Source organism: Bacteroides oleiciplenus YIT 12058 (genome assembly GCF_000315485.1).
GTDB lineage: Bacteria > Bacteroidota > Bacteroidia > Bacteroidales > Bacteroidaceae > Bacteroides > Bacteroides oleiciplenus.
The window spans coordinates 23,286-45,180 of the sequence record NZ_JH992945.1 but is presented as its reverse complement, the minus strand read 5'-3'; the positions used below and the strand labels follow the sequence as shown (position 1 = coordinate 45,180).

Here is a 21,895-nt window from a genome sequence, read left to right as displayed (position 1 = left end):
CTATGATGAAGATAATAAGACACCAGTTATGGAATCAACGCCGGCAGAATGGATGGATATTTGTGGAACTGGTCATCGTGAGTTTTTTCCTCTGGACGGTAATCGATCCGATTTATGTGTTGACGTCTAATCTCGCCATTGCTCCCGGCTATGATGAGGAACGGGCGTATGCTCTTTATATGGATTACTATGATGCACAGCATGGCAAATATGACGGAACACAAGACAGCACTGCCATCAAGCAGGAAAACCTATATCGCATTACTCGTCTCATAAAGAACTGTCCGGAAGTGGAAAGTTTCGCTCTGGTGAGTAGTGCAAGTTTCCCGAATTGTAATTCGTGGAATGGTGGAGAGTATTTCAATGATACTTTGAAGGTACACTCACAATATTATCAGTTTATACAGGTGGAGGGTGCTGATGTATTCCGCACTTATGGTATGAGAGATGCCAAAAGCGGTGAAATCATGTCCTTGCCGGAAGACTGTGCTGCCCGTGGGGGAGTATTTGTTTCGGAGCGTATGGCAAACGACCTCTTCGGTACTACGAATGCGGTAGGTAAGAAAGTGAGGTATTATGATAGTACCTATCATGAGGTGATGGGGGTGTTGCAGGATTATAAACACCGGATTAATGAACAGCCAGGCAACTTGTTGATAGAGGTGAATGGCAAAATTCCAAGCTATAGCTGGATCCAGTGGATGTATATGGTGACTTTCCGGATAAACCCCAATGTAGATGCTGCTGCTTTTGAAAAACGTTTCAAGGCGGAAGTGGTTCCACAACTCAGTATCGGTAATTTCTATTTTACGAAGTTGGGACGCTTCACTGATATTCGTCGTCAATATGAAAATGAAAGTGGGGTGACGAATACTTTGCGTCTGCAATATTCATTGGCAGGATTTGCCTTGCTGTGCGTGTTCCTTGGTATGGTGGGCACGTTCTGGATACGTTGCAATGCACGAAGACAGGACATTGGACTGATGCGAAGTATGGGAGCTACCCAAAAAGGCATTTGCAATCAGTTCCTTATAGAGGCATGGTTGCTGGTGACGATAGCATTTATTGTTTCTTTGCCGTTGACTATACATCGTGTCTATATATCCGGCTTTGCCAATCCTACTGAAAATGGAAATCCCGATTACTGGCAAAATCAGCCGTATACGCACTTCTTTATAGTCAGTATACTGACTTATGTAATATTACTAATTATAGCTTTACTAGGCACTTATGCACCCGTCACCCGGGCAGCGAAGATATTGCCTGCTGAGGCTTTGCGTGATGAATAGGACAGAAGCGGACAACTGAAAACGAACAGAGTGTTCATTTTCGGACACATGCTTGTAGATTTAACTGATTGATAATGAGTGTATGTCTCTTTTGGCATACCATTTGATTAATAAATGTGAAGAACGAATAAATAGCGAATAGAATCAATTAATAACAATTAAATACTTACCATTATGATTAAATTGACTGAGATAAACAAGATTTATCGTACGAATGAGATTGAAACCGTGGCATTGGAAAATGTGAACCTCGAAGTAGAGAAAGGCGAGTTCCTCAGTATTATGGGTCCTTCCGGTTGCGGAAAATCTACATTGCTGAATATTGTAGGTCTTTTGGATGCTCCTACCAGTGGCATTATTGAGATTGACGGTACTCGTACGGATGGTATGAAGGATAAAGAGCTGGCTGCTTTTCGTAACAAAAAGTTGGGTTTTGTATTCCAGTCTTTCCACTTGATTAACTCGTTGAATGTACTCGATAATGTAGAACTTCCTCTATTATATAGAAAGGTGTCCGCTAAAGAACGTCGCCGTTTGGCAGAAGAGGTGTTGGCAAAGGTGGGGTTGAGCCACCGTATGCGTCACATGCCGACACAGCTTTCCGGTGGTCAGTGCCAGCGCGTAGCTGTTGCCCGTGCCATCATTGGTAATCCTGAGATAATCCTTGCCGATGAGCCGACCGGTAACTTGGATTCTAAGATGGGTGCTGAGGTAATGGAGTTGCTGCATCAGTTGAATAAGGAAGACGGACGTACCATCGTGATGGTAACACACAATGAAGAACAGGCGAAACAGACAAGTCGCACGGTACGCTTCTTCGATGGTCGCCAGGTGGAATGATAGGGCAAATGAAAGAATAAAAAGTGAAAGAATAAAAAGAAGGAGATAATTATGCAAACCATTCGTCAGGCTTTTATTATTCTGAAGCAGAATCCGTTGCTGAGTACAATATCCATATTAGGTACGGCTTTCGCTATTACCATGATTATGGCTATTGTGATTACCTGGCAAACGAAATATGCTGATCTGGAGCCGGAGGTGAATCGAAGCCGTTGTCTCTATTTCTCTGCTATGCACGTACAGGGAAAGGAGAATAAGGATTGGAACAACTATGGCAAGCCTTCGGCTGCATTTATGAAAGAGTGTATACAGCCGCTTTCGGAAGTAGAAGCTTGCACGGCTTTCAGTACAGCAGATGTGGCGCTGGTATCTCTGACTGATGGGAACAACCGTTTGAAAGTGGATGCCATGAGTACTGATCCCGGTTTCTGGAAAATCTTCAATATGCAGTTTCTCGACGGAAGAAGCTTCACAGAGGCAGAGCGTGGAGGAGAGATGATGTCTGTGGTTGTTTGTGCTTCTGTTGCCCGTAAGCTGTTTGGAACGGTGGAGGCTGCGGGACGGCAGATGTTGTTGAACAGGGAGGTTGTACGTATCATTGGAGTTGTGAAAGATGTTTCGGTTACAGCTAAGGACGCTTATGCACAGGTATGGAGTATGTACCATTCCGGTGAACTGGACGTAACCGGTTGGTGGAGCTATAGCGGAACCAGGACTATTGCTGTGTTGGCGCGTACTCCTGATGATTTCCCTGCCATTAAACAAGGAGTTGAGAAACGGGTGAAAGACGTCAATGCCGGTTTGGAACAGAGGCAGATAGACATCATGGAACAACCCGATAATATTGTAGCACACGTAAATCACGTATGGGCCAATGTAGGACCGAACCTGCCGATGCTTTATCTACAATACGGAATCGCCCTGTTTATTATCCTGCTGGTACCCTCGCTCAATTTGTGCGGACTGAGTAATAGCCGCATGCAGCAACGTGTCAGCGAGTTAGGTGTCCGTAAGGCTTTTGGGGCTACGGATGGTACACTTATCCGTCAGATATTGAATGAGAATCTGGTATTGACATTGATAGGAGGCGTAGTAGGATTGATGTTCAGCTACCTTGCTGTTTATGCCATGCGTACCTGGCTGTTTACCAATAGTGATAATATCGGCACGGCGGGCGATTTCAGTCTAAGCATGGGAGCCTTGTTCAGTCCGCAAGTATTTGTCCTGGCTTTTATTTTTTGCCTGGTGATTAATCTGCTGAGTGCGGGCTTGCCTGCCTGGCTTGCTACTCGCCGCACGATTGTAGATTCATTGAACGATAAATAAAAGGAGGAAAGCTTTATGAAATTCATATTACATAATCTACGTATGATTTGGTCGCGTCTACGCAGCAACGGCTGGGTGCTGGCTGAACTATTCCTGGTATTCATCGTGATGTGGTTCCTTTGCGATTCGCTGGGGTGCCTCAAGTATACTTTTTACCGTTCGCTGGGCTACAACATCGACCACGTTTATCAGCTTAACACGATTATAGGAGGTGCCACCAGTGACACGACCCTGACGAAGGGCGACAGATACCTGCGCGCCTTGCAGAAACTGGAACAGGAACCTAGCGTTGAGGCGGCTGCCCTGTGTTATTGGAGTTTACCAATGAGCGGAAGTAATAGCCATAATTCACTGGCTGCACAGGACACTATCGGGGTGAACGCACGTATCATTAACACTACCGGAGGATACATTGATGTATTCCGTATGAACGATGACCCGCAGCGTCCTTTTGCCAAAACCCCTTCGGGCTGGAACAACGTGATGCTGAGTGAAGCTACTTTCAACCGCTTCCGGAAGAGGATGCCGACATTTTCGCTGGACACTCCGCTGAGCCAATACGGTGATTCTACTTCAGTTATAACGCAAGGTGGAAAGATTGGTGCTTTCCGGACGTATCGCTACGGAAGCGATGCTTCCTGTTTCTTTTATCGCATAGATGAGAACCTGATTAAAACACAGTATGCTGATAATTGGGGGCAAATCGTTTTCCGTGTGAAAGCTGCTGCCGATGGTCCGGACTACCGTGCGAAGTTTATTCGTGAGATTGCACCGCGATTAGACGTAGACGATTTATTTGTGGCTGACGCTGTGCCTTATACTGAGCAGCAGCTACAGTTTGAAGTCATGAACGGAGATACGGACAAGGTGAACAGCCAGGCAATTGTAGTGCTTTTCCTATTGGTTAATGTATTCCTGGGATTGATTGGAACGTTCTGGTTCCGTACCCGTCGCCGCCGTGGTGAAATAGCCCTGCGCTTGGCTATGGGTAGCACAAAGAACCAAGTATTCCGCCTGCTGATTGGTGAGGGATTATTGCTTCTTGCACTGGTAACGTTGCCCGCTATGATTATTTGCTATAATATAGGTGTGGCGGAGTTTGCCATCGGACGGACGGAACTGATTTCCACATGGCCTGTAGAGTGGAGTTTTGTACGCTTTCTGCTCGGCTCTTTTGGAGCATGGCTGCTGATAGCATTGATGGTAATGGTAGGTATTTGGTTTCCGGCGCGGCAGGCGATGAAGATACAACCGGCTGAAGCGTTGCATGAAGAATAAGAAATAAATTGATATTAATAATTAATATGAGAAAGATTATGAAAGCTTTATTTATAACCCTGAGTTTATTATTTGCCGCAGTGGCCGGTACAGTTTATGCAGCTAACGAAAAAGACCCGCAGGTTAGCGAAATTCGTAAAGTTGAGGCTTTCTCCTCTGTTGAGGTGACGTCTGTAGCAACAGTGTACTTCACGCAGGGCAATAGCTATTCTCTGAAAATAGAAGGAAGGGAAGAGTATGTGACTACCACTACTACAGAAGTGAAGAACGACCGTCTCATCATCGGCTTTAAAAATAAAAAGGATGGTGACAACAACCGTAACAAAGGTGTGACTATCTACCTGACTGCTCCCAACTTGAAAAACGTGAAATTCAGTGGTGTAGGCTCATTCAATTGCAATGAAGCACTGAAACTGGACGATGTGAAGTTTGAAATAGAAGGCGTTGGCAAGGTAAATGTAGAAGACTTGACATGCAATTCCCTTGTAGTAAAGATGGAAGGTGTGGGTAAGGCTGATATCCACGTGAATTGTGACCGTTTGCGTGCTAGTATGGAAGGTGTAGGCAGCGTTACATTGAGTGGACATGCTGGACAAGCTGACATTTCAAAAGGCGGTATCGGTGGTGTGAATACACGTAACTTGAAAGTAGGAAAGTGACAATTGTCATTGTAAACTGTAAATAAGCAATATGATTAAACAATATTTTACGCAAGCGTGGGCACAGCTACGGCAACAGCCGATAATAAGTGCTGTCAGCATAGCAGGTACAGCGCTTGCCATCTTCCTCATTATGTTGGTGGTGATGATGCAGCAAGTAAAAGTAGCGCCTTTTGCTCCCGAAAGTAACCGTGACCGCTTTTTGCATGCGCGCTACATGAGTATTACAAACCAAAATTGGGGTGGCGGAAGCAGTAACGGTCCTATGAGTGCAAAGACTGCGCGCGAGTGTTTCCAGGCGTTGAAAACACCCGAGGCGGTGACTATTTATACTTGTATGGTTATCTCTACTCCGGTCAACCTTCCGGGACAGCCCGCTATAGGTATTGACCTATTGCAGACAGATGATATTTTCTGGCGCGTATTCGATTTCTCGTTTATCGGCGGGAAGCCTTACGATAAAGCGGCGTTCGATGCCGGGCTACCGGTAGCGGTTATCACGGAAAGTGTAGCCAGAAAACTGTTTCAAAGTACAGAAGTTGAAGGACGTGAGTTTCTGCTAAACCATGCACCCTATAAAGTAATAGGTATAGTGAAAGATGTTTCTACGTTGGCTACATCTGCGTACGGACAGGTATGGGTGCCTTATACTTCAACAGAGATAACGAAAGATACGTGGAGTGACGAACACATGGGCATGATGAGTTGTACCATTCTGGCACGTGACCGCGAAGACTTTGATGCCATCCGTGAGGAAGCGGAACGGCGCAGGCAGGAATATAATGTGTTGATTGGTACCGATGGTTACGAGTTGATTTACCGCAACCGTCCATATGACCAGGAGAAAAGTGCAATCGCTTTTTCCGCCAATCAGGAACCGGATGTGGACCAGGCACGCAGACAGAGATTGATAATTTTCATTATCCTGCTGATAGTACCCGCCATCAATCTGAGCAGTATGACGCAGAGCCGATTGCGTCAGCGTGTAGCTGAAATAGGCGTACGCCGGGCATTTGGCAGTACACGGCTGGAGCTGATGGGACAAATCATTACAGAAAACCTTGTAGTGACATTGATGGCCGGTGTACTGGGATTATTGCTTAGTGTGGCGTTCGCTTATTTGGGTAATACGTTATTGTTTGCACAGGAGTTCAGTCAGACACTAAGTCCTCCGGTGGTAGATGCCAGCATACTGTTGCATGCTTCCACCTTTGGCTGGGCATTACTGTTCTGCTTCATACTGAACCTGTTGAGTTCAGGTATTCCGGCATGGCGTGCTTCAAGAGTAGGAATTGTAAATGCATTGGGCGGACGCCTGCATTAATCACTCATCACTAAACATTAATCATTGAAAGAAAATGACTAAGAAACTTCTTACACAGATAAAGAATGAATGGCTCTCGAACCTATGGTTGGCGTTGGAGTTGCTGGTAGTGAGCGTAGTGATGTGGTATGTGGTGGACTACCTCTATACCCGTGCTGCCACTTACCTGGAACCGAGAGGCTTCAATATAGAGCACTGTTATCTCATTGAATTGGGCGAACTGACACCAAAGAGTCCCGATTATACGCCTGATAAGAGTAGAGATGACACACATGCGGATATTGCCGAATTGGTAGAGCGCCTGCGCCGCCGGCCGGAGGTGGAGGCTGTCAGCCTTTCGCAAAACTCCTATCCTTATAATGGAAGCAATAGTAGCGGGGAGGTGCGTTATGATACGCTTCAGGCACCCGGTTGGACTATCCGTAGAATGGTGACTCCGGATTTTGTACGTGTCTTCCGCTATCAGGGTACACGTGGTGAAACACCCGAACAATTGGCGGAGATGCTGGAACGGGGTGAATTTTTGGCTTCTGATAACCTTTATAGAAAATACGATCGTAAGCTGACGGAGTTTGTAGGCAAGCGTTTCCAGCTTTTTGGTGATACGACCAAGACGTATCAACTGGGAGCTGCTTTGCAGGATGTACGCTATCATGACTACGACCAGGCTCGTTCTTCGTATTGCTTTCTGGTTAAACAGTCTTTCTACTATGTAGGTCTGGAACTTTGTGTTCGTGTCCGTGAAGGGCAGGACAACGATTTCATTACGAAGTTAAAGAAAGACAGCGAAAGCCAGTTCCGCATAGGTAACCTCTTTATTTCGGAAATTCGTTCCTTCTACGATATACGCCGTAATTTCCAACAGGCATGGACAAATGATATCCGTAACTACGTGATGGGTATGGGATTCTTGCTACTGAATATTTTCCTCGGTCTGCTTGGAACATTCTGGTTCCGTACGCAGCAACGCCGTTCGGAGATTGCATTGCATAAGGCGCATGGAGCAACGGACCGTGCCATCTTCAGCCGTCTGCTGAGTGAAGGTTTGTTGCTGTTGGCGGTTGTCACACCTATTGCGCTGATTATTGACTGGAACCTGGCACACATGGAACTGAACTCATGGCGTAACGGTACAACACTGGAATGGGACAGGTTGCTGCTCTGTGCGGGTATTAGTTTTGTATTGATGGCGTTGATGATTGCCATCGGTATCGGTATCCCGGCACGAAAGGCAATGAAGGTGCAGCCGGCTGAGGCTTTGCATGACGAATAAGTAAACTATATAAAAACAATAGTAATAATATGATACGACTCTACTTCCTTCAAGCCCTCTACCACTTGCGTGAGAATCCCATCATCACTTGGGTTTCCATCATAGGCACGGCACTGGCTATTTGCATGATTATGGTGCTGGTCATCACCTTTCAGGTTCGTCTGGTAGATTGCGAACCTGAGGTGAACCGCTCACGTTCACTATACATCTCTTCAATGGCTGTCAAGCAGAAAGGAACGGAAAGTGGAGCGTATGGGCATATGTCTGTCCAAACCGGACAGAAGTGTTTCAAATCGCTTACTACGGCAGAGGCTGTCACGCTTATTTCTTTGCCGGAAAAGGTGCGTGCGTCGTTGCCTGCCGGAGCAAAACTGACAGCAGACATGGTTCAGACAGACGACCGGTTCTGGCACATCTTCCATTTCCGTTTCTTGAGCGGGCAGGCATTCAGCAAGGCTGACAGTGATGCAGGATTGCCATGTACGGTCATTTCGGCTACAGTGGCAAAACGGTTGTTTGGTACTACGGATGTAGCTGGGCAGACCTTGCAACTTAATCATGTAGAATATCGGGTTTCAGGTGTCGTGACAGATATTTCCATGCTTGCCACTTCGGCTTATGCACAAGTATGGGTACCTTATAACTCTACGGATGCTGCCGGGTTTGCTTGGTGGGATGATACGATGGGGCAGATGAAGGCAGTGATTCTGGCACATTCATCTGCCGATTTTCCGGCTATCCGTGATGAAGTGGAGGTGTTGCGCCGCAAGTATAACGATGGCTTGCCTGAAACGGAAGTCTTCTACCGCGGACAACCCGACGGAGTGTTTGCCAATCTCTATCGCAAATGGGCTAACATACCGGATGTAAAGGGAGTCATTTTGCGTTATACACTCATCATTGCCATTCTGTTGCTGGTGCCTGCCATCAACCTTTCCTCTATGAGTCTTTCCCGGATGAGGCGACGCATGTCGGAAATAGGTGTACGCAAGGCGTTTGGCGCTACGGGAGGTGAGCTGGTGCGGCAAGTGTTCTTTGAGAATCTGCTGCTTACGTTGCTGGCAGGCGTACTTGGATTGGCTTTGAGTTATGGTGCCACTTTCCTGCTGAACGGTTTTCTCTTTGGCAATAGTGCCAATGCTTATCTTAGTGGTGACACTTCGTTGACACCGGGTATGCTGCTTTCACCTTGGGCTTTTCTTGCAGCTTTGGGCTTTTGCCTGCTGATGAATTTGCTTTCGTCTGGCATTCCGGCCTGGCGGGCTTCGAGGATGAATATAGTGGATGCAATCAATCAAAGGGGGGAATGACAAATGAAAAACATACTGGTTCAAATAAAGAATGAATGGCGTGCCAGCCTTTTCCTCTTCATAGAGTTGCTGCTGGTCTTTGTAGTATTATGGTATATTGTGGACTGGACATTGGTTACTGTCCGTGTTTATCACGCCCCCATGGGTTTCGACACAGAGCATTGCTATAACATCTCTGTCAGCAAGCTTTCCGCTAAGTCAGCCATTTATAATCCCAATCTGACGACGGACGATGATATGCAGCACCTCGTAGAGCTGACTGAACGGCTGCGACATCGTCCCGGTGTGGAGGCCGTGGCACTCTCGCAGAATTGCTTTCCTTATAATGATGGAAGTAACGGTTTGAATGTAAGTGTGGATTCTGTATCGCTAAATACCCATCTACTATGGGTGGAACCTGACTTTTTCAGGGTTTTTCGTTACTCGGCTTCGGACGAAGAAACGTTCTTGCAGATGGCTGCTGCCATACGTGACAATCATCTTGTTGTTTCTTCCAATCTTTTTGCCGACTATCCTGAATTGCATCTGGATGATGCTGCTTCGTTGCAAAACCGCGAGCTCCGACTACCGAGCCTCGGTAGTGATGTCCGTGTCCGTATCGGAGCTGTCGGTACACCGGTCCGTTGGTCCCACTTCGATACTTCTTCGGAGTGGGGAGGTTCTTTTGCTGCTTTATATCTTGATTTGGAACGTTTGAAACAATATGCCGATGCTCGCTATATAACACTGAGTCTACGTGTGCACCCTGATGCCGACCATGAATTTATGGAGAAGTTGATGGATGATGCCGATCGTCTCTATCAGGTGGGTAATCTATATCTGCTCGATGTTACTACTTTCAGTAACTTGCGTGAGATGTGTGAGCGTGAAGACAAGAATGAAGCTAAAACCCAGCTTTGTGTGCTTGGCTTTTTATTGCTGAATATTTTTCTCGGTGTTATCGGCACTTTCTGGTTTCGCACACAACAACGCCGTAAGGAAGTGGCGCTGCGTATGGCGATGGGTTCCAGCCGTCGTGGTGTGTTCTTACGCCTGATGGGTGAGGGGCTGTTGCTGTTATCGGTTGCTGCCGTTCCTGCTCTTCTGATTGCCTTCAATGTGGGTATTGCCGAGTTGGTAGACATCAGCAAGATGCAGTTCACATTTGAACGCTTCCTGATTGCTGCTGTGTTTACGTGGTTGCTTATGGCATTGATGATTGTCGTTGGCATTTGGTATCCGGCTTACAAGGCTATGCAGTTACAGCCTGCCGAAGCCTTGCACGATGAGTAGTCTTATATTATAAAACGATATACTTATGATAATCCGACAAGCATTTTCACTTCTACGGCAGAACCCATTTTTTAGTATTGTTTCCATCATTGGAACGGCGGTGAGTATTGCCTTTGTCATGGTGGTCTATATGGTTTACGATATCCAGACTGCCAATATTCGTCCTGAGTCGCACCGTGACCGCATGGTCTATTCCTCCTATGGTTATAGTTACCGTAAGGCTGACCATAGTAATGCAAATACGTGTATGTCTTATCAGGCTGCTTGTCGTGTCTTTGGTGATTTGCCCGGTGCCGAACTAGTCACCTATATGAGTTATACTACAATGGAATATTGTGGTGCTTCACCCGAAAAAGGACAGCGTTGCCAGAACCGTCGTGTCGATTTGAATTTCTGGCGCCTGTATGATATTCGTTTTGTTGCAGGACGTCCTTTCGACCAACAGGAATTTGATGCTTGTGCCGATGTGGTTGTCATTGCTGAACGTTTGGCTCGTGAAGCTTTCGGTTCGGCGGAAGAGGCGTTGGGAAAGAATTATTTTGTAGACTTCTACCCCAAACGTGTAGTAGGCGTTACTGAAGATGTCAGTTCATTGTTTACCTTTGCTTATGGTGAAGTTTGGCTACCTTATTATACTCAAGATCCTGCCTGGGGTAGTGAGGGCTTGCGCGGTGGCTTTGAAGCGATGGTATTGTGTAAGCCCGGTGTTAGTCCTGCGGAGATGAAATTGCAGATAGAAAACTCACTCGACCGATTGAATGCTTCGCTTACTGAATATGAATTAACACTTCCCGACCTGAGCACTTACACCGAACGCCAGTTTTTCCGTGACGACTTTCTGAATCCTATGGTCACTTGCATTATGCTGGGGCTTATCCTGCTTATTGTACCAGCAATCAACGTCAGCGGACTTATTTCTTCACAGATGTCCCGTCGCTTGTCGGAGTTGGCAGTGCGTAAAGCTTATGGTGCCAGCCGCTCTACTCTGGTGTGGCAATTGCTTCTTGAGAATCTGTTGCTGGCATTCATTGGTGCATTGCTGGGCTTCGTGTTATCATGTATGCTGTTATGGTTGGGTAAGGACTGGATGCTGGCAGGTGGTTATACAGAAGGTAACTTTGAAGTCAGTATCTGGCTTTTCCTGCGTCCTGCTGTCTTCCTCACCGTGTTGGGTGTGTGCCTGCTTTTTAATCTGCTGTCCGTATTCATTCCGGCATGGAATGCTACTCGCCGACCGATAGCGGAAGTCCTCAGTGGAGAATAAATAAATTGCAAACATGAACTAAAAGAGAAATTATTATGATAAAGTCCATTCTGACACAAATCTGGAACCAGCGTCGTGCAAACGGTTGGCTTTTTGCCGAACTCTTAATCGTGTTCGTGTTATTATGGTATTGCCTCGATATGCTCTATGGCTTTGCTTACGCCGAGCGTCAGCCCAAAGGTTACGATCTGGAACATGTATACAAGCTTCGTCTTTCCACTAATCCTAAGCAACTTTTGCTCTGTTCATCCGAGGATAGTCTGCAAAGCTTTTGGTTTAAGCCTATGGAAGAAGCATTCCGCCGTATTAAGGAATATCCGGGCGTAGAGAGTGCCAGTATCTGGCTTGGTTCCGATACCTATACCCGGGATGCTGTATTTCAGGGATATACTATAGATAGCGTTGGTGTGAAGGACGCTAACGTTCGTTATGTATCTCCCGAGTACTTCAAGGTGATGCGCATTCCGATAGAAGAGGGCACCGGTATGTTCTCAGGCAATATAGATGCGTTTGAAAGCACTACTGGTTCTTCGCTTGCATTTGGCTCGGCTCAGTGGAATCCTGCCGTCACTCCATTGCCTGCCGTCATTTCATTGGACTTGGCGGACAGCCTTTTCCACACCAGTCGTGGGGTGCTGGGGAAGGAATTCTTTGACTACTATTCGGGCAGCAGCCTTCGCTACCGGGTGGCTGCCGTATGCAGTCATCAGAAGAGTGATGATTATGCCCGTTATGAATCTTTCATCCTGATGCCTCTTCCGAGTTGGTTCTATCGGTGGCAGGCTGTTCCCTTTATTTCCATCCGTGTACGTCCCGAAGCTGATACGAATGATTTTGCTACCCGCTTCTCTCGTGAAATGACTTCCCGGTTGCAGGTTGCTCCGTTCTATCTGTTTGAAGTCCGCAGTTATGATGAGCAGAAGGCAGAGCGTGACGCCGCCGAAGGTATTACCCCATATATCCGTAGTGCACAGATCATTGCTGTTTTCTTCAGCTTCAATGTCTTTATAGGCTTGATGGGTACTTTCTGGTTTCGCACTCGCCATCGCCGTAGCGAGATTGCTTTGCGAATGGCGATGGGAAGCAGCCGTATGAAGATATTTGGACAGTTGCTGGGAGAAGGATTATTATTATTGGTACTGGCTACTATTCCGGCTCTGATTATTTGTGGTAACCTGGTGATGGCAGAAGCCACGATGACCGAACAGGCTGATGCTACGGGAGTGCGCTTTGCCATTGTTTCATTATCCACTTTTTTTCTTATGAGTTTGATGGTGATAATTGGTGTTTGGTTTCCGGCTGCACGGGCGATGCGAATACATCCGGCCGATGCTTTGCATGATGAGTAAAAAGAAAAGGTACATTCTGTTCTGTATTTCAATATAATGCGTATATTTGCGAGGAAAAAGCACATTTATTCAAACAGAAGAAAATTCAGATATGAAGAGACGCTTACTCCTCGTGATGTTAATCGGCCTGTTTCCCTGCATTGCATTTGCTGGACACTTTTCAGCCGCAGAACGTACATATAACGTCCTTTTCATCCAATCATACAATCACCGCACTCCTTGGAACAATCAGTTGACCGAAGGAGTACGTGATGGATTGGCACGTGGAGGTGTGAAAGCGAAAGTCACTGCCGAGTATTTGGATGCGGATTACTGGACTTTTGCTTCCGAATGTGTCATTATGCGACGCATTTGTGAGCGGGCCCGTCAGCAAAATACTGACCTTATAATTACAGCAAGTGATGAAGCTTTTTATACCTTGATGCATTGTGGTGACTCTCTGCCCTATAAATTACCGGTTGTCGTATCAGGTATAAAGTATCCCAATGACAAGTTGATGTCGAGCCTGCCTAATGTGTGTGGATATACCTCTAAAATTAATTTCGAATATTTGCTTGAAAACGCGCGTCGTATATTTCCCCATCGTACAGAAGTTGTTTGCGTTTCAGATAGTAGCCTTTTAAGCCTCAAGGGAGTGGCTGAGTTTGAGCGTATCTGGGTTGATTATCAGCAAAAACATCCTGAGTACACATTAAAAACAATGAATGTGCAGGCACAAGCTCCTAATCCTGTCATTTCCTCCATTTGCTATGAATATAATGCCTATAACCGTATTGTCATTGCTCCCAAATGGACTCCTTTCCTCTCTTTTATAGGAAAGAACTCTAAAGCTCCGGTTTTTGCTGGACAAAGCCTTGCGCTGACAAACGGAGTGTTTGGTGTTCATGATATGGAGCCATACGAAGGCATGTATGCCGCCGGACGATGTGCTGCACAAGTATTGCAGGGAGCCATACCCTCAGTCGTAGGTATTTCAGATTTATCCGGTAAGATACTTTATGACTACAAACAATTAGAGTTTTTCAGAGTAAACGCAGATAAGGTAGGTGATAATGGTGTTATTCTGAATGCTCCTTTGATGGAGCGTTACCGTGGTTGGTTTGTCCTTTTCTATTCTGTCATTGTGGCAGCATTGATCTTCCTGGTCATTTGGCTTTACCGTCTTAATCGTCATGAGTCTCGCCGTCGTATGCATGCGCAAACTCGTTTACTTATTCAAAACCGTTTGGTGGAACAACGTGATGAATTCGACAATATCTTCTGCTCCATCCGTGACGGATTGATTACTTACGATACTGATCTTCGCATACACTTTGTTAATCGTGCTTTGATGCTTATGCTAGAACTTGATCCGGATGTTCATACGGCTCGGTATTATGAAGGCCAGATGGCAGGTTCTATTTTCCATATCTTTTATAATGGAGAAAACATTCTGCCCTCTTTGTTGAAACAAGTGAGGACTGAGCGTCGTGTGATTCCTATTCCGGAGAAAGCTTTTATGCAGGAGATTCACAAAGGAACCTATTTCCCAGTTTCCGGTGAAGTGGTACCTATCTATTCGAAGAATAAAATGACGGGTATGGCTATTTGCTGCCGTAATATATCCGAGGAAGAGATGCATAAACGCTTCTTTAATCTGGCAGTGGATGCAAGTTCCGTATATCCCTGGCAGTATGATATACGTACAGCCAGTTTCCATTTCGCCGGTGCGTTGCTCGACCAGTTCGGACTTCCAGGCAAGTTGACCATCCTTCGGAAGGAATTGGAACTTCTTATCTATCCGGAAGATTTGGAACAGAGCCAGGAGCATTTCAATGTTATTCTTAAGGGAGAGGAGTTGGATACCCGTATGAACTTCCGTATGCGCAATGCAGAGGGAAAATATGAATGGTGGGAATTCCGTAGTACTTCTTATAACGGTTTGAGTCCGGAGGCACCTTATATGGTATTGGGTGTTTGTCAGAGCATCCAACGTTATAAAAATACGGAAGAAGAATTGATAGCTGCCCGCGACCGTGCTTTACAGGCTGATACATTGAAGTCAGCTTTCCTTGCTAACATGAGCCATGAGATACGTACTCCGTTGAACGCCATTGTTGGTTTTTCCGATTTACTAAAGGATATAGATGCATTCGGTCCCGAAGAGGTAAAACAGTTTGTGGATACCATCAATATCAATTGTACCCTTTTGCTTGCGCTGATTAATGATATACTTGACCTATCACGTATTGAATCCGGTTCAATGGATTTCCGCTTTGCCGGATATAATCTGAGCTTTATCATGCAGCAAATATACGATTCTCAACGGTTGAGTATGCCCCAAGGAGTGGAGTTGATAATGGAAGTTCCTGAAAGCGAAAGTAAATCAATAATCACAGACTCTGTCCGCCTGAAGCAGGTGATTAATAACTTCATCAATAATGCCAAGAAGTTTACTACCCATGGTGCTATTACTTTCGGATATTTGACGAATGAACCGGGCTATACCGTTTTCTTTGTGGAAGACACCGGAAGCGGTATTTCAGAAGAAAACCAACAACGTATATTTGAACGTTTCTATAAGGTAGACAGCTTTACTCAGGGTGCCGGTTTAGGTTTGAGTATCTGCCAGACTATCGTAGAACGTTTCTGTGGTAAGATAGCAGTATCTTCTGAATTGGGAAAAGGCACCCGCTTCACGGTGCGCGTGCCGGATAGTAATGAGTAACCTTATTCTATTCGTTTACACCCATTTGCTTGCAAGAATTCATCCAGTAATATTTCGTAATTTCCGTGTACCAACACGTGGTGGTTTCCCAACGGATTCTTGAGGAAATACTCTGCCGGTGTATCCATCTTGATGCGTACCTGCGTACGGCACATGTTGATGTAATTGGTGTTTTCTGTCAATGTACCTGTACTTAGATAATACTCGTCCAGACATTCACCGCCACATTTCACTACCGTGACGTGCCCTGTAGGTAAAATGCCCTGAATACCGATACCCATTTCTGTTTCAAAGTGGCTACGGATGATATATTGCTCGGTCTGTGTGATACCGATAGTGCAATGAGCCAGTATTATTTCATTGGTACGAGCGTTTATCATGGATGGGTTCGCCATGAAGGACGATTGGCCTGTCAGTACTTTAATGGCAAGTTGGGTGAATACCGATTGCAGGTCACCTTCGCACCCGGCTATGATACCTTCATCATTCAATAAAGCTAAAGCAAGGCAACCAGTGGTTCCGGTTTGCTCTATCATCTTGAAGCAACTTAAGGTGATAGCACTTAGTTTTTCTTCATCTACAATCTTTTTAATGGCGCGATATAGCCGCATGGCCTTTATCAGATCTTCCGGTGTTGCTTCACGGCAAGCCAGCGCTTTGCCTGCAAAAGTGGCGCAAGCTTCGCCCACTTCATCATCTGTTATGTCATTATAATACTCATAAACACGTTCCAACGGGATATCCGTATATTCAATTCCCCAACGGCGCTTAGACAGGAGGTAATCCACATTACTGGCAACCAGCCATGAAGAAGGAGCACCTATCACGCCGATGCGTGACCCTGAAAGTGCCCGTTGGGCTTTAAAATTGCTGTACAGTACAAAGATACGTTTGATAATTTCGGGTAGTTCTCCATGCAGAATTTCACTTTTCATGCCACGACCGCGTAGCCAGGATGAGATTTCGAGAGCAGAAGCAAGTGAATTCTGCATACCGTCCGCCAGCAGGATGGCAGGGCGGGGGAGAGATTCGAAACGCTGGATAACCAATCGCTCTACACCGCCGGTAGCAATAAAGAGCAGGCAGAAATCATCTTTGGTGAGCTTGTCTATGTCTTGATAATACACAAGGTTGACGGTAAAATATTTCTCCAGTTCGTTTAGGATTAGTTCATGAGAGCCGAGAACAGATGCTTGTTTATGAAGCAATGATGCGAAGGTTATCAGGTTTAATACCATGGTGTTATATACGGTTTACGATTTAACAATTTTCGATATTCAGTTGAATTATTTGCCCGAGATATATCCATACCCCGAACAGATACTCAAAGGTACAATTTCTTTTGAAACCATCGCTATCTTTTAAGTCATAGCTAGTGTTTTTAAACTTTTTTGCCAATGCTTTCCCTTTGTATCAATAAAAGTGTTACTTTTGCACCTCTGATTGCATAGATATGAAAGTATATCATCAATCGTTAACTGTAATTTGTCAAATTGTAATTTCTTAGACATGCCAACAATATCTATTCGTGGAGTGGAAATGCCCGCCTCTCCTATCAGAAAGCTGGCTCCTCTGGCTGATGCAGCTAAACAACGGGGAGTGCATGTATTCCACCTGAACATCGGACAGCCTGACCTGCCTACACCACAAGTCGCGATTGATGCAATACGCAATATCGACCGTAAAGTTCTGGAGTACAGTCCCAGTGCGGGATATCGTAGTTACCGCGAAAAACTGGTAGGCTATTATGATAAGTTTAATATCAAACTGACGGCGGATGACATCATCATTACGTCCGGCGGTTCCGAGGCTGTATTGTTCTCTTTTCTGGCTTGCCTTAACCCGGGTGATGAAATTATCGTACCTGAACCGGCCTATGCTAACTACATGGCATTCGCCATCTCTGCCGGTGCTAAAATCCGTACTATCGCCACTACGATAGAAGAAGGTTTTTCGCTTCCCAAAGTAGAGAAGTTTGAAGAACTGATTAATGAGCGCACCAGGGCTATTCTTATCTGTAATCCCAATAACCCCACGGGTTATCTTTATACTCGCCGTGAGATGAACCAGATACGTGACTTGGTTAAGAAGTACGACCTGTTTCTTTTTTCCGATGAGGTTTATCGTGAGTTCATCTATACGGGTTCTCCCTATATCTCTGCTTGTCATCTGGAAGGCATTGAAGATAATGTGGTACTGATTGATTCTGTATCCAAGCGTTACTCCGAGTGTGGTATCCGTATAGGAGCTTTGATTACGAAGAATAAAGAAATCCGTGACGCTGTAATGAAATTCTGTCAGGCACGTCTCAGTCCTCCTTTGATTGGACAGATTGCTGCCGAAGCTTCTCTGGATGCTGATGAGGATTATTTGCGTGATACCTATGACGAATATGTAGAGCGTCGTAAATGCTTGATAGACGGATTGAATCGTATTCCCGGTGTATATTCACCTATTCCTATGGGCGCTTTCTATACAGTTGCCAAACTTCCTGTGGACGATTCTGATAAGTTCTGTGCCTGGTGTCTTTCCGACTTTGAGTACGAAGGACAAACAGTGTTCATGGCACCTGCTTCCGGTTTCTATACTACACCCGGTTCCGGTTGCAACGAAGTCCGCATTGCTTATGTCTTGAAAAAAGAGGATTTAACCCGTGCTCTCTTTGTTCTGTCAAAGGCTTTGGAAGCGTATCCCGGACGTACTGAATAATACTAAATTAGACACGGATTTCACGGTTTTTATAAACTGATAAACTATTTTGAAATCCGTGTCTAAAAAAATAATAATCATGAATTTATCTCGCTTTATCGCCCTTCGTATCTATCGCAATTCGGAGCCCGGAAAGCAAGTTTCCCGTCCTGCTGTGCTCATTGCCCTGATAGGTGTTGCTATTGGGTTGGCAGTGATGATTATTACGGTGTCGGTGATAGTCGGGTTTAAGAGTGAAGTGCGTGGTAAAGTCGTGGGCTTTGGTTCGGATATTCAGATTACTAATTCGGATGCGGCCCGTTCTTATGAGACGCGTCCCGTGGTAGTGAATGATAGTGTTGTTTCCGTTCTCTCCGGTTATCCCGAGGTGAAGCACGTACAACGTTATTCCACCAAACCGGGGATGATAAAGACCGCAGAGGATTTTCAAGGTATGGTGCTGAAAGGTGTAGGACCTGAGTTTGACCCTACTTTCTTTAGAGAACATCTGATAGAAGGTGAATTGCCACAGTTTAGCGATACGGCTTCTTCCAATCGCGTAATAATCTCCAAAGCACTTGCCACGAAGTTGAGATTGAAATTAGGAGATAAGATAGATACTTATTATATACAGGATGATATTCGTGCACGCCGTTTACTGATTGTAGGTATCTATCAGACTAACTTCTCAGAATATGATAACCTTTTCCTTCTGACTGACTTATACCTTGTAAACCGTCTCAATAACTGGGAGCCGGGACAAGTGAGCGGTGCGGAACTACAGATACATGATTATGACGCTCTGGAAGCAACAACCTATCAGATTGCTGCCGATATGAACGAAGTAGCCGATAAATATGGAGAAGATTACTGTGTGCGTAATGTCGAAGAGCTTAATCCGCAGATATTTGCCTGGCTTAGCATTCTGGATGTGAATATTTGGGTAATATTGATTCTGATGGCTGGAGTGGCAGGTTTCACTATGGTATCTGGTTTGCTGATAATTATCATTGAGCGTACTTCTATGATTGGTGTACTGAAATCCCTTGGCGCCAACAATACTACCATTCGCAAAGTGTTTCTTTGGTTCTCCGTTTTTCTTATCGGAAAAGGGATGCTGTGGGGCAATGCCATCGGACTGGCTTTCTATTTCCTGCAGAAGTGGTTCGGCATCTTCAAACTCGACCCTGAGACGTATTATATGGATACCGTCCCGGTGTCTTTCAATATCTTGCTTTTCCTGCTACTGAATATCGGCACTCTACTGGCATCAGTTCTGATGCTTTTAGGGCCTTCATACCTCATTACACGCATTCATCCGGCCAATTCAATGAGGTACGAATAGAAAAGTCGCACTTCATCGTTTCCAATGCCACACTAAGCTGTGGCATTGTAGAAACTATTATTTCCTTAGAAAGTTGTTTCTCTTTCTGAATAAACAATGGGACTTCCAGCGGAGAGACTGCATCGGTTGCAATATATCGAATACCGGAAGCGTGAAGTAATAGCGGCGCTTTTCTCCCAAATCTTTTGCTGTTTTATTAATGATGAGGACTTGCATTGTATATCGCAGAGCAAATATTAGGAATGCAATGCCAGCCGCCAGCCAGTGGAAATTCAGTATTCCTATTACCAGCGCAGCTATCCATGCAACATGAAATAATAAGCGGGAAGTAGTTTCAAATCCCGATAGATAACGTTGCATCCCCTTGTAAAAATGTGCTGTTACCGTATAGCTGATTTTTTCTTCCCGCCAGTCTTTGGCACGATTAACAGGTTGCACACGTACAACCGCATTGGCATCCGTCTCTACTCGTGTATTCTCGGCTGTGGCAGTCTTGTTGATGAACAGGTCATCATCTCCGCGTTGCAGGTTGAGATGCGCTGAGAACCCTTTCTGAGCATAGAATAGTTCTTTGCGGTATGCCATATTACGTCCGATACCTATGTAAGGCTTTCCGGCCAGTGCGTAGCCCAGATAGCGCATGGAATTAAATAGATTATCGAAAGATACCCGTTTGTGCAGCCAACCTTTTCCGCGTTCATATCCGCTGTAGCCCAATACAATTTGTGCACGTGAAGTGAAGTTACGCGCCATTGTACGTAGCCATTGATCGCTTTCGGGCAAGCAGTTTGCTTCGGTAAACACGAGCCAGTCATATTTGCTTGCCTTTACGCCAAGGGTTACAGCCAGCTTTTTACGACTGATGTAGCGGGAAGAGTTTGGAACGAAACTATGATAGAGGTTCGGATATTTTTCTCCCTGCAAAGTAAGATAATCCTCGCTTTCATCGGTATTGCCATCGTTGATGACGATGACCTCAAATTGCGGATAATCCTGTTCTAATACTGCAGTCAGGTTGCGACGCAGATTCTCTACTTCTTCGCGGGCATAGATAATGACCGATAAGGGTAGCAACTCCTGAGAGAAATGTACATCACTTCGCTTTACGGCACGGCTACGAGTATGTATACGGTTGTAAAGACAAAAGTAATAGAGGAGTTGGATAATGAAAAGAATACCGACAGCAGCAAGTAGTGCCTGTTCTGTAGTATTGAATGTTAATGCTTCCATGTGGTCGTATGACGTTTTTGTGTTGCAAATGTACGCAAAAAATATGATTATCAAGAATAAGTTTGATAAATGATAATTTAGCGCTATGCGCTAAATTATCATTTCCGGTACAATCATAAATTTTGTATCTGGAAAATACTTATCCAGATACCGGCGGATATATTGCATCGTATCCTCCTGTATCGTAGTATCTTCTACGGTAGGATACAGGTTATACAATACAGTATCCACCTGTATTCCCCTGTTCCGTATCGCTTCAAAACTTAATAAAGTATGATTGATGCTACCCAGTTTTCCCGAAGTGACAAAAATAAGTGGGTATTGCTTTTCTGCAACGTAATCAATCGTCAGATAATCCTCGGTAAGGGGCACCATCAGACCGCCTGCACCCTCCACGAGTACTACGTCGTAGCGACGTGCAAGTTCCTGCGTGGCACGCTCTATCTTTCCGAAATCAATTGGGCGATTATCTATCCGGGCTGCCAGGTGGGGAGAGCAGGGGTAAGAGAATATTTCCGGCATGGTCAGTCCTTCACGGTCTTCCTCCGTCATGCCGATACCCATAAGCTGCCGATGCAGGTCTATATCTTCAGAATGCCCCGTGTTGCCTGTCTGAATGAATTTCTGTGTGATGACACGTTTACCGCTACGAATAAGCTCGCAAGCGAAGAAAGCGGTGCAATAAGACTTTCCGGCATCTGTATCGATGCCGCTGATGAAATAAATATTGTTTTCCATAAT

At 45.3% G+C, this 21,895-nt stretch carries 17 protein-coding genes; 14 read left to right on the top strand and 3 right to left on the bottom strand.

Features of this window, described 5'->3' with window-relative positions:
- Positions 1-2: 2 nt before the first annotated feature.
- The 12 genes from HMPREF9447_RS22695 (at position 3) to HMPREF9447_RS22640 (ending at position 15,891) form a co-directional block, all read left to right on the top strand.
- Positions 3-1,289, top strand: a complete 1,287-nt coding sequence (locus tag HMPREF9447_RS22695; protein ID WP_009132127.1) for an ABC transporter permease — start codon at positions 3-5, stop codon at positions 1,287-1,289.
- A gap of 174 nt (positions 1,290-1,463) precedes the next feature.
- Positions 1,464-2,129, top strand: coding sequence for an ABC transporter ATP-binding protein (locus tag HMPREF9447_RS22690; protein ID WP_009132126.1), 666 nt, complete (start codon positions 1,464-1,466; stop codon positions 2,127-2,129).
- A 51-nt stretch (positions 2,130-2,180) separates the two neighbouring features.
- Entirely contained in the window at positions 2,181-3,455 is a 1,275-nt protein-coding gene (locus HMPREF9447_RS22685) for an ABC transporter permease (protein WP_009132125.1), read from the top strand.
- 15 nt (positions 3,456-3,470) lie between these two features.
- Positions 3,471-4,733 (top strand): FtsX-like permease family protein, encoded by a 1,263-nt coding sequence (locus HMPREF9447_RS22680; protein ID WP_009132124.1) that lies wholly within the window; start codon positions 3,471-3,473, stop codon positions 4,731-4,733.
- Between the two features lie 26 nt (positions 4,734-4,759).
- Positions 4,760-5,392: a GIN domain-containing protein gene (locus tag HMPREF9447_RS22675; RefSeq protein ID WP_009132123.1), complete on the top strand. Its 633-nt coding sequence runs from the start codon at positions 4,760-4,762 to the stop codon at positions 5,390-5,392.
- 31 nt (positions 5,393-5,423) lie between these two features.
- Entirely contained in the window at positions 5,424-6,716 is a 1,293-nt protein-coding gene (locus HMPREF9447_RS22670; protein ID WP_009132122.1) for an ABC transporter permease, read from the top strand.
- Between the two features lie 34 nt (positions 6,717-6,750).
- Positions 6,751-7,989 carry an ABC transporter permease gene (locus tag HMPREF9447_RS22665; RefSeq protein ID WP_009132121.1) on the top strand — a complete coding sequence of 413 codons (1,239 nt, stop codon included), beginning with the start codon at positions 6,751-6,753 and terminating at the stop codon, positions 7,987-7,989.
- Positions 7,990-8,018: 29 nt separating this feature from the next.
- A complete protein-coding gene (locus HMPREF9447_RS22660; protein ID WP_009132120.1) occupies positions 8,019-9,299 on the top strand; it encodes an ABC transporter permease in 1,281 nt (426 codons plus the stop codon).
- A gap of 3 nt (positions 9,300-9,302) precedes the next feature.
- Entirely contained in the window at positions 9,303-10,571 is a 1,269-nt protein-coding gene (locus HMPREF9447_RS22655) for an ABC transporter permease (RefSeq protein ID WP_009132119.1), read from the top strand.
- A gap of 25 nt (positions 10,572-10,596) precedes the next feature.
- Positions 10,597-11,835, top strand: coding sequence for an ABC transporter permease (locus HMPREF9447_RS22650; protein ID WP_009132118.1), 1,239 nt, complete (start codon positions 10,597-10,599; stop codon positions 11,833-11,835).
- Positions 11,836-11,870: 35 nt separating this feature from the next.
- Positions 11,871-13,184, top strand: a complete 1,314-nt coding sequence (locus HMPREF9447_RS22645) for an ABC transporter permease (protein ID WP_009132117.1) — start codon at positions 11,871-11,873, stop codon at positions 13,182-13,184.
- Positions 13,185-13,275: 91 nt separating this feature from the next.
- On the top strand, positions 13,276-15,891 hold the full coding sequence (locus tag HMPREF9447_RS22640) for a sensor histidine kinase (protein WP_009132116.1): 2,616 nt from the start codon (positions 13,276-13,278) through the stop codon (positions 15,889-15,891).
- A 2-nt stretch (positions 15,892-15,893) separates the two neighbouring features.
- Here HMPREF9447_RS22640 and HMPREF9447_RS22635 read toward each other — a convergent pair whose 3' ends face one another.
- Entirely contained in the window at positions 15,894-17,129 is a 1,236-nt protein-coding gene (locus tag HMPREF9447_RS22635) for a hypothetical protein (RefSeq protein ID WP_009132115.1), read from the bottom strand.
- A 271-nt stretch (positions 17,130-17,400) separates the two neighbouring features.
- On the opposite strand from HMPREF9447_RS22635, the gene HMPREF9447_RS22630 reads away from it, so the two are divergent.
- Both HMPREF9447_RS22630 and HMPREF9447_RS22625 read left to right on the top strand, forming a co-directional pair.
- A complete protein-coding gene (locus tag HMPREF9447_RS22630; RefSeq protein ID WP_009132114.1) occupies positions 17,401-18,600 on the top strand; it encodes a pyridoxal phosphate-dependent aminotransferase in 1,200 nt (399 codons plus the stop codon).
- Positions 18,601-18,679: 79 nt separating this feature from the next.
- Positions 18,680-19,924 carry an ABC transporter permease gene (locus HMPREF9447_RS22625; RefSeq protein WP_009132113.1) on the top strand — a complete coding sequence of 415 codons (1,245 nt, stop codon included), beginning with the start codon at positions 18,680-18,682 and terminating at the stop codon, positions 19,922-19,924.
- A 57-nt stretch (positions 19,925-19,981) separates the two neighbouring features.
- Here the strand turns inward: HMPREF9447_RS22625 and HMPREF9447_RS22620 are convergent, their stop codons facing one another.
- Together HMPREF9447_RS22620 and bioD are read right to left on the bottom strand one after the other, a co-directional pair.
- Entirely contained in the window at positions 19,982-21,154 is a 1,173-nt protein-coding gene (locus tag HMPREF9447_RS22620) for a glycosyltransferase (protein ID WP_009132112.1), read from the bottom strand.
- A 90-nt stretch (positions 21,155-21,244) separates the two neighbouring features.
- Positions 21,245-21,892, bottom strand: coding sequence for a dethiobiotin synthase (gene bioD, locus HMPREF9447_RS22615; RefSeq protein ID WP_009132111.1), 648 nt, complete (start codon positions 21,890-21,892; stop codon positions 21,245-21,247).
- Positions 21,893-21,895: the final 3 nt, after the last annotated feature.

Bases quoted from the DNA above. Each gene is read 5' to 3' on its own strand.
- HMPREF9447_RS22675 (WP_009132123.1), top strand. From the start codon at position 4,760: ATGAGAAAGATTATGAAAGCTTTATTTATAACCCTGAGTTTATTATTT.
- HMPREF9447_RS22680 (WP_009132124.1), top strand. From the start codon at position 3,471: ATGAAATTCATATTACATAATCTACGTATGATTTGGTCGCGTCTACGC.
- HMPREF9447_RS22630 (WP_009132114.1), top strand. From the start codon at position 17,401: ATGCCAACAATATCTATTCGTGGAGTGGAAATGCCCGCCTCTCCTATC.
- HMPREF9447_RS22620 (WP_009132112.1), bottom strand. From the start codon at position 21,154: ATGGAAGCATTAACATTCAATACTACAGAACAGGCACTACTTGCTGCT.
- HMPREF9447_RS22635 (WP_009132115.1), bottom strand. From the start codon at position 17,129: ATGGTATTAAACCTGATAACCTTCGCATCATTGCTTCATAAACAAGCA.
- bioD (WP_009132111.1), bottom strand. From the start codon at position 21,892: ATGGAAAACAATATTTATTTCATCAGCGGCATCGATACAGATGCCGGA.
- HMPREF9447_RS22665 (WP_009132121.1), top strand. From the start codon at position 6,751: ATGACTAAGAAACTTCTTACACAGATAAAGAATGAATGGCTCTCGAAC.
- HMPREF9447_RS22645 (WP_009132117.1), top strand. From the start codon at position 11,871: ATGATAAAGTCCATTCTGACACAAATCTGGAACCAGCGTCGTGCAAAC.
- HMPREF9447_RS22640 (WP_009132116.1), top strand. From the start codon at position 13,276: ATGAAGAGACGCTTACTCCTCGTGATGTTAATCGGCCTGTTTCCCTGC.
- HMPREF9447_RS22650 (WP_009132118.1), top strand. From the start codon at position 10,597: ATGATAATCCGACAAGCATTTTCACTTCTACGGCAGAACCCATTTTTT.
- HMPREF9447_RS22655 (WP_009132119.1), top strand. From the start codon at position 9,303: ATGAAAAACATACTGGTTCAAATAAAGAATGAATGGCGTGCCAGCCTT.
- HMPREF9447_RS22685 (WP_009132125.1), top strand. From the start codon at position 2,181: ATGCAAACCATTCGTCAGGCTTTTATTATTCTGAAGCAGAATCCGTTG.
- HMPREF9447_RS22670 (WP_009132122.1), top strand. From the start codon at position 5,424: ATGATTAAACAATATTTTACGCAAGCGTGGGCACAGCTACGGCAACAG.
- HMPREF9447_RS22660 (WP_009132120.1), top strand. From the start codon at position 8,019: ATGATACGACTCTACTTCCTTCAAGCCCTCTACCACTTGCGTGAGAAT.
- HMPREF9447_RS22690 (WP_009132126.1), top strand. From the start codon at position 1,464: ATGATTAAATTGACTGAGATAAACAAGATTTATCGTACGAATGAGATT.
- HMPREF9447_RS22695 (WP_009132127.1), top strand. From the start codon at position 3: ATGATGAAGATAATAAGACACCAGTTATGGAATCAACGCCGGCAGAAT.
- HMPREF9447_RS22625 (WP_009132113.1), top strand. From the start codon at position 18,680: ATGAATTTATCTCGCTTTATCGCCCTTCGTATCTATCGCAATTCGGAG.